Below are 9300 nucleotides of genomic sequence, written 5' to 3'. Positions count from 1 at the left end.
CCGCACTGGGTTTTGACCATGTGTTGATGGCGCCGCCGTTTGCCGTGGGTGCGGCCGGCAACGTCTTCGTCACGCGGGACCATGCGCAACTGCATGCAGCGCTGGGCGGCGGGCCGGCCGACGCCGCGCTCGGCACGCTGGCCGAAGTCTGCCGCGCGCGCGGGCTGACGTTGCTGCTCGACCTCGTGGTCGACCGCGTTGCCATCGATGCGCCGCTGCGGGCCGACCACCCCGACTGGTTCGCCAGCCACGCCGAAGACGGCGACGCGCTCGACCCGCGCCTGCCGCCGTCGCACCTCGAGGTGGCTTCGTTCCGCCACGACGACCCGCGCACCGCCGACGCCATCCTCACGTGGTGGACGCAGCAGCTGCGCAACTGGGCCGCATTGGGCATCGGCGGATTCCGCTGCGAAGCGCCGGGCCGCTTGCCTGCCGAACGTTGGCGCACGCTGATCGCCGACGTGCGCAAGGAGGCCGATGCCGTCCGCTTCCTGGCGTGGACGCCCGGCATGGACGGCGCGGCCATCGACGCACTGGCAGGTGTCGGCTTTGACGCGACGTTTTCGTCGCTGCGCTGGTGGGATTTCCGTGCCGGCTGGATGGTGGAAGAACACGCGCGCCTCGTCGCCGTCGCACCGCCCATCGCCACGGTGGAAGCGCCGTTCGGCACGCGCTACGGCCAGGCATTCGGCGACGCGATGATCCGCGAACGCGCCTACCGCCGTCTCCTGCACGTGGCGGATACGCTCGATGCCGGCTGGCTGATGCCGCTGGGCTTCGAGCGCGGCGCACTGCTGCCGATGCTGGCCGAGCGCGGTGACCCCTCCGACCAGCAATGGATCGACGCGCATGCCGCATTCGACCTGAGCGATGCAGTACGTGATGTGAATGCGACCATCCGCGCCGCACGCGAGACGAACACCGTCGCGCCGCACGCCGAACTGCGCATGCTGACCGGCCCCGACGCGCCGGCCACCGCCCTCTTGCGCGCCGATGGCCCGGACCTGCGCGCAGGCGATGCCGCCACGCTGACGGTCATCAACCCCGACCTCTACATGGGCGTGTCGGTGCATGCCGACCACTTCCTGCCCGGCGTGGCCGGCGGCTTTACGCGCGGCGTGGCGCTCGATCTGCTGACGGAGCCCGTCGGCAGTTGCGACGACACGCTGCGCGCCAATGCGCGTCCGTTGGCGGAGATCGATCTGCTGCCCGGCGACGTGCAGGTCTGGCGCGTCTTCCGCAATGCCCCGGTGCGCGCTCCTGCGGCCGCCAAGCCCGCCAAGAGCCCGCGCGCCAAGGCCGGCGAAGCGAAGGACCCTGTCGACGCAGCCATCGCCTCGCCGCGCATCGGTATCGAACAGGTGCAGCCCTCCGTTGAAGACGGACGCTTTGCCGTCAAGCGCCTGGTGGGCGACGACATCGTGGTCGAGGCCGACGTGCTGATGGACGGGCACGACAAATTGGCCGTCCACCTGCTGTGGCGCGCCCAGGATGAAGACGCGTGGCAGCACGTGCCGATGGTGGCCCTGGGCAACGATCGCTGGCGCGGCGCATTCCGGCCGGAACGCCTGGGGCGGCACGTGTACGCCGTTGCTGCGTGGCGCGATGCCTTCGGCACCTATCGGTCTGAGCTGGAGAAGAAGCACACGGCCGGCGTTGACGTGACGCTGGAGCTGGAAGAAGGCGCACGGCTGGTCGCCCAGGCAGCCGAGCACGCCCCGCAGGACGCAGCCGCCGACGCGCTGCACAAGCTGGCTCGACTGCTGGCGGATGCCGATCACGCGCACCGTCTCAAGCTGCTGCTGGACCCGGTGACCGCACAGGTGATGGCGCAGGCGTCGCACTACCGGCCCTTCTATGTCGAAAGCGTGGCGTACCCGCTCGACGTAGAGCGCGCCGGCGCAGCGTTCGCAAGCTGGTACGAACTGTTCCCACGCTCGGCATCGGATGACGAACAGCGGCACGGCACCTTCGACGACGTGATCCGCCGTCTGGGCGCCATCCGCGGCATGGGCTTCGACGTGCTGTACTTCCCGCCCATCCACCCCATCGGCCGCACCAATCGCAAGGGCCGCAACAACAGCCTGCGAGCGGAGCCCGACGACCCGGGCAGCCCATACGCGATTGGCGCTGCCGAAGGCGGGCACGACGCCATCCATCCGCAGCTCGGTACGCTCGAAGACTTCCGCCGCCTGATGCGCGCGGCGCGTGAGAAGGGCCTGGAGCTGGCGCTGGACTTCGCCATTCAATGCTCACCCGATCACCCCTGGCTGCGCGAACACCCCGGCTGGTTTGCGTGGCGCCCCGACGGCAGCATCAAATACGCCGAGAACCCGCCCAAGAAGTACGAAGACATCGTCAACGTCGACTTCTATGCCGACGACGCCAAGCCCAGCCTGTGGACGGCGCTGCGCGACGTGGTGATGTTCTGGGCCGACGAAGGCGTGCGCCTGTTCCGCGTCGATAACCCGCACACCAAGCCGCTGCCGTTCTGGGAATGGATGATCGGCGAGGTGCGCGCGCGCTATCCGGATACGGTGTTCCTGTCGGAAGCCTTTACGCGGCCCAAGGTCATGTACCGGCTGGCGAAGGTCGGGTTCTCGCAGTCGTACACGTACTTCACGTGGCGGCACACCAAGCAGGAATTCATCGATTACCTGACCGAGCTGACGCGCACGCCGGTGCGTGAATATTTCCGCCCGCACTTCTTCGTCAACACGCCGGACATCAACCCGGTGTTCCTGCAGACGTCGGGCCGGCCGGGCTTCCTGATTCGTGCAGCGCTGGCGGCCACGCTGTCGGGCCTGTGGGGCGTCTATAACGGCTTCGAGCTGTGCGAAGGCGCCGCGGTGCCCGGCAAGGAGGAGTACCTCGACTCCGAGAAATACCAGTTGCGTGCGTGGGACCACAACCGCCCCGGCAACATCGTCAAGGAAATCGCCCTGCTCAATCGCATCCGGCGGGCCAACCCGGCGCTGCACTCGCATCTGGGCGTGACGTTCCAGCCGGCCTCGGGCGACCAGATCCTGTTCTTCAGCAAATCGACGCCGCCCGTGCTGCCGGCGCGGTTGGAAACCTCGCAGGCCGAACTGGCCAACGCCCTGTCGCCGGACCGCTTTGGTGACAACACGGTGTTCGTCGCCATCAACCTCGACCCGCACCACGCGCACGAATCCGACATCGAACTGCCACTGTGGCAATGGGGCCTGCCCGACCACGGCGCGCTGATGGCCGAGAACCTGGTCAACGGCCAGCGCACGGTCTGGCGCGGCAAGTGGCAGCACATCCGCCTTGAACCCGAGCAGCCGTTTGCCATCTGGCGCGTGCGCCCGGCCCTGCCTTCGGAGGAAAACCCGTCATGACGCGCAATCCGACCGCGCTGCTGGTGGACGACGCGCTCTGGTACAAGGACGCCGTCATCTATCAGCTGCATGTCAAATCGTTCTGCGATTCCGACAACGACGGCGTCGGAGACTTTCCCGGCTTGATCTCCAAGCTCGACTACATCGCCGAGCTGGGCGTGGACGTCATCTGGCTGCTGCCGTTCTATCCGTCGCCGCGCCGTGACGACGGCTACGACATCGCCGAGTACCGCGGCGTCCACCCTGATTACGGCACCATGGCCGACGTGCGCCGCTTCATTGCCGAAGCGCATGCGCGGGGCCTGCGCGTGATCACGGAACTGGTCATCAACCACACGTCGGATCAGCACCCGTGGTTCCAGCGTGCGCGGCGCGCCAAGCCGGGTTCTGCGCTGCGCGACTTCTACGTGTGGTCCGACAACGACAAGAAGTACGCCGGCACGCGCATCATCTTCATCGACACCGAGCCCTCCAACTGGACGTGGGACCCGGTCGCCAACGCGTACTACTGGCACCGTTTCTACTCGCACCAGCCCGATCTCAACTTCGACAACCCGCGCGTGCTCAAGGCCGTGATCGGCGTGATGAAGTTCTGGCTCAACCTCGGCGTGGATGGTCTGCGGCTGGATGCCGTGCCGTATCTGGTGGAGCGCGAAGGCACGTCGAACGAGAACCTGCCCGAGACGCACGAAGTGCTGCGCAAGATTCGCGCGGCCATGGACGGCGAATTCAAGAACCGCCTCCTGCTGGCCGAGGCCAACCAGTGGCCGGAAGACACGCAGGAATACTTCGGTGCCGGCGACGAGTGCCACATGGCGTTCCACTTCCCGCTGATGCCACGCATGTACATGGCGATCGCGCGTGAAGACCGTTTCCCGATCACCGACATCATGCGTCAGACGCCGGAGGTGCCGCCCGGCTGCCAATGGGCCATCTTCCTGCGCAATCACGACGAATTGACGCTCGAAATGGTGACCGACGCCGAGCGCGACTACCTCTGGGAGGTCTACGCCAGCGACCGCCGTGCGCGCCTGAATCTGGGCATCCGACGCCGGCTCGCACCGCTGCTCGAACGCGACCGCCGCCGCGTCGAGCTGATGAACAGCCTGCTGTTCTCCATGCCCGGCACGCCCGTCATGTACTACGGCGATGAAATCGGCATGGGCGACAACATCCACCTGGGCGACCGCGACGGCGTGCGCACGCCGATGCAGTGGTCCCCCGACCGCAACGGCGGCTTCTCGCGCGCCGACCCCGAACAGCTCGTGCTGCCGGCCATCATGGGCTCGCTGTACGGCTATGAATCGGTGAATGTGGAGGCGCAGAGCCGCGACGCGCATTCGCTGCTGAACTGGACGCGCCGGCTGCTGGCCACGCGCAAGCGGCATCGCGTGTTCGGCCGGGGTTCCATCCAGTTCCTGCAGCCTTCGAACCGCAAGGTGCTGGCGTATATCCGCGCGCTGGAAGGCGAGGCGCCCATCCTCTGCGTGGCCAATCTCTCCCGCGCCTCGCAGGCTGTGGAGCTGGACCTGTCCGCCTTTGCGCAGCGGGTGCCGGTGGAGCTGATCGGCGGGACGGCGTTTCCGCCCATCGGGCAGTTGTCGTATCTGCTCACGCTGCCGCCGTACGCCTTCTACTGGCTGGAGCTGCGCGAGAACGAGCCGGGGCCGACCTGGGCGCAACCGGCCGCAGAGCAGTTGCCCGAGTTCACGACGCTGGTGCTGCGCGCGGGGCTCGATGCCCTGGCCGACACGCGGCAGCGCGAGGCGCACCGCCAGTTGATCGAACGCGAAATCCTGCCGACGTATCTGCCGAAGCGCCGCTGGTTTGCCGCCAAGGACAGCGTGCTGCGTAGCGCGAAGTTTGCATGGGGCGCGACCGTGCCGGTGGATGCGGCATCCACGAATCGCCCGCTGGCCGGAGCAACGCGGCCCGAGGTGTTCTTCAACGAAGTGGCCGTCACACTGGGCAGCCCCGACGGCACCGAGCGCGTCGAGCGCTACCTGCTGCCGCTTTCCATCGCCTGGGAATCGTCCACGCTGCCGGCCCTGCCCATTCAGCTGGCGCTGGCGCGCGTGCGGCGCGGCCGCCATGTCGGCTACCTGACCGACGCCTTCACCACCGAGACCTTCGCCCGCGCGCTGCTCACCAACCTCGTGCGCGGTACCACATTGGAGGCCAATGACGGCACCGTGCGGTTCGAGCCCGAGCCGCACATCGCAGAACTGGCGGAACCGGCTGTGTCGCCCGAAGCCGGCAGCACACGGCCTGCGCCGCTGCCGCTGGCGCCCGACACGCCCATCCAGTGGCTGGCGGCCGAGCAATCGAACAGCTCGCTGGTGATTGGCGAGTCCGTCATCGTCAAGCTCATCCGGCGTATCGCAGCGGGCGTCCACCCCGAGGTGGAGATGACGCGCCACCTCACGCGCGTGGGCTATGCCAACACGGCGGCGCTGATCGGCGAGGTTTCTCACCACGCTGCCGACGGCGAACGTTCGACGCTGGCCGTCATGCAGAGCTTTGTGCCCAACCAGGGCGATGCCTGGACATGGGCGCTGGACTACCTGCGGCGCACCATCGACGAACTGGCCGTACAGATGGAAGGCGTGACCTCTGGCGATGGTGAATCGTCCCCAGTGGCCGTCTCGGAAGCGCGCGTGGATACCGACGAGGCATTGGCCGGCTACGTCAACTTCATCGGCGTGATCGGCACGCGGCTGGGCGAATTGCATGCGGCGTTGGCGGCACCCACCGAAGACCCGAACTTTGGCGCGCGCATTGCCGACACCGACGATGCCGCCTACTGGATCGCTCGCGTGAGCGAACAGCTGACCCGCGCGCACGACAACCTGACGGCATGGCAACGGCAAAACCCCGACAGCCCGTTGCAAGCCGACGTGCAATGGCTGCTGTCGCAACATCAGGCACTGCTCGACGCCGCCCGCACGCATGCCGAAGACGGCCTGGGCGCGACGCTCTCGCGCATCCATGGCGATTTCCACCTCGGCCAGGTGCTGGTGGCGCAGGGCGATGCCTTCTTGATCGACTTTGAAGGCGAGCCTTCGCGCCCTGTGGAAGAACGCCGGCGCAAGACCAGCCCCCTGCGCGACGTGGCCGGGCTGATGCGCTCGCTCGACTACGTGGTGGGTGCCATGCGGCAAAGCCCCGAACACGTGGCGGGGCCCGCGCAGGAACGCCGCAACATCCTGCTGGAACGCTTCCGCGCTGCGTCCACCGAACGCTTCCTGGAGGCGTATGCCGCCGCCATTCGCGGGCCCGATCTGAACGCGCTGGATCAGCCGGTGATCGATCTGCACCTGCTCGATCTGTTCCTGCTGGAAAAGGCCGCGTACGAGGTCAACTACGAAGCATCCAACCGCCCGACCTGGCTGCCGATTCCGCTGGAAGGCTTCACGCGGTGGCACGTCGCCTGCTGCATGCAGAGCCACCACCGCCCGCTGCGGAAGACTCGACCGGAGGCCCACCGTGACCGCGCTCGACTTTGCCACCCCAACCAAAACCGCCACCGAACCCGAGGCGCCAATCGTGCTGCCGCCGGGCGTCGACCAGATGCGCGTGGATGCGCTGACGCATGGCCGTCTGGGCGATCCGTTTGCCGTGCTGGGCCCGCATCGCCTGGACACGGAGGACGGCACGCGCTGGGTTGTGCGCGCCTTCTACCCGGGCGCGCGCCGTGTGCAGGCCATTGACTCGCGCGGCCAGATCATCACGGAGATGACGCCGGTCGGCCGCACGGGGCTGTTCCACGGCCCCCTGCGCGCCGATGCGCAGGACGTGTATGGCCACCCGGAGCTTTATCGCCTGCGCATCATCTGGCCTGCGGGCACCGGCCATGAAGCCGTGCAGGAAACCGAAGACCCATACGCCTTCGGGCTGCTGCTGGGCGACCTGGACCTGCATCTGCTCAACGAGGGCACGCACTGGGCGCTGGCAAGCTGCCTGGGCGCGCAGGCGATGCGCATCGACGGCATCAGCGGCGTGCGCTTTGCGGTGTGGGCACCGAATGCGCAGCGCGTGTCGGTGGTGGGCGAGTTCAACCAGTGGGACGGCCGCCGCCACCCCATGCGCCTGCGCCATCAGGCCGGCGTGTGGGAACTGTTTTTGCCGAGCGGCCTGGGCGTTGGCCCCGGTGCGCGCTACAAGTTCGAACTGATCGGCGCCGACGGCCGGCTGATGGTCAAGGCCGACCCCGCCGCCCGCCAGACCGAACCGCCGCCCGCCACCGCCTCCGTCGTGGCCGACCCGGCGCCGCTGCGCTGGAACGACGAGCAGTGGATGCAAACGCGCGCAGAACGCCATAAGCCCGACGCGCCCATCAGCATCTATGAAGTGCATGCCGGCTCCTGGCTGCGCGACCTGGAAGACGGCGGCCGCAACCTGCAATGGGACGAGCTGGCCGACCGGCTGATCCCCTACGTCACGGCGCTCGGCTTCACGCACATTGAACTGCTGCCGGTGGCGGAGCATCCGTTTGGCGGCAGTTGGGGCTATCAGCCGCTGGGGTTGTTCGCACCGTCTGCGCGCTTTGGGGCGCCCGAGGCGTTTGCGCGCTTTGTCGACCGCTGCCATCAGGCCGGCCTGGGCGTCATCGTCGACTGGGTGCCCGCGCACTTCCCGACGGACGCGCACGGGCTGGCGCAGTTTGACGGCACCGCACTGTACGAACACCAGGACCCGCGCGAAGGTTTCCATCAGGACTGGAACACGCTCATCTACAACTTCGGCCGCAACGAAGTGCGCGGCTTTTTGATCGCCAGCGGGCTGGAGTGGCTGGAGCGCTTCCATATCGACGGCCTGCGCGTGGATGCCGTGGCGTCGATGCTGTATCGCGACTACTCGCGCCGCGCCGGCGAATGGGTGCCCAACCGCTACGGCGGCCGCGAAAACCTGGAGGCCGTGGCGTTCCTCCAGCAGATGAACACGGTCGTGCACGAACGCTGCCCCGGCGCCATCACCATCGCCGAAGAATCGACCGCGTGGCCCGGCGTGACCGCGCCCGTGGAGTTCAACGGCCTGGGCTTCGACTACAAGTGGAACATGGGCTGGATGCACGACACGCTGCACTACATGCAGCGCGACCCGGTGTACCGCCAGCACCATCACGACGGCATGACGTTCGGGCTGGTGTACGCGTTCTCCGAACAGTTCATCCTGCCGATCTCGCACGACGAGGTGGTCCACGGCAAGGGCTCGCTGCTGGGCAAGATGCCCGGCGATGAATGGCAACGGCTGGCGAACCTGCGCGCGTACCTCGCGTTCATGTGGACGCACCCGGGCAAGAAGCTGCTGTTCATGGGCAGCGAGTTCGGGCAAGTGGGCGAATGGAACCACGATGCCTCGCCCGAATGGCATCTGCTGGACGACCCGCGGCACCGTGGCGTGCAGCGGCTCGTGCACGACCTCAATGCGCTGTACCGGAACGAACCGTCATTGCATGCGCGGGACACCGCGCCGGAAGGGTTCAACTGGGTGATTGGCGATGACCGCACCAACAGCGTGTTTGCGTTCCTGCGGCTGGATGGCGAAGGGCGGCCGATGCTGGTGGTGGCGAATATGACGCCGGTGCCGCGGGAGGGGTATCGCATTGGCGTGCCGCCGGCGGACGGGGCCACGCAGTGGCGGGAGGTGCTGAACACGGATGCTGCCGTGTATGGCGGCAGCGATTTCGGGAACGGCGGGGCGGTGGATGTGGACCACGTGGCGGCGCATGGGCAGGGGCAGTCGTTGGTGTTGCGGCTGCCGCCGTTGGGGGTTGTGGTTTTGAAGGTTTGATTTTTGTTTTGGGTTTTTGTTTTGGTGTTGGTGGTTTGCCTTTCTTTCATCCCCTGCCGGGGCTGACTCACTTTCATTGTCTTGCCAAAGAAAGTAAGCAAGAAGAAGGCGCGCCGAGATGGCGAGGGATTCTTGAATTTATGTC

The 9300-nt window shown here is 67.2% G+C and carries 2 protein-coding genes and 1 pseudogene; all 3 read left to right on the top strand.

Annotated features, from left to right (window positions below; all coding sequences use genetic code 11):
- Positions 1 to 3362, top strand: a 3362-nt coding sequence (locus FUT88_RS14535) for a maltotransferase domain-containing protein (protein WP_147216138.1), incomplete at its 5' end; no start/stop codon positions are given.
- Positions 3359 to 6852: pseudogene (treS, locus tag FUT88_RS14530) on the top strand (maltose alpha-D-glucosyltransferase). The gene FUT88_RS14535 and the pseudogene treS, both read left to right, overlap by 4 nt.
- Positions 6849 to 9155: a 1,4-alpha-glucan branching protein GlgB gene (glgB, locus tag FUT88_RS14525; RefSeq protein WP_147216136.1), complete on the top strand. Its 2307-nt coding sequence runs from the start codon at positions 6849 to 6851 to the stop codon at positions 9153 to 9155. Before treS ends, glgB begins: the two are co-directional and overlap by 4 nt.
- Positions 9156 to 9300: the final 145 nt, after the last annotated feature.

It is taken from the genome of Ralstonia sp. TCR112, assembly GCF_007997035.1.
Classification (GTDB): Bacteria; Pseudomonadota; Gammaproteobacteria; order Burkholderiales; family Burkholderiaceae; genus Ralstonia; species Ralstonia edaphi.
Note: the sequence above shows the minus strand (reverse complement) of the source record. Positions and strands in the feature narration are given on the sequence as shown.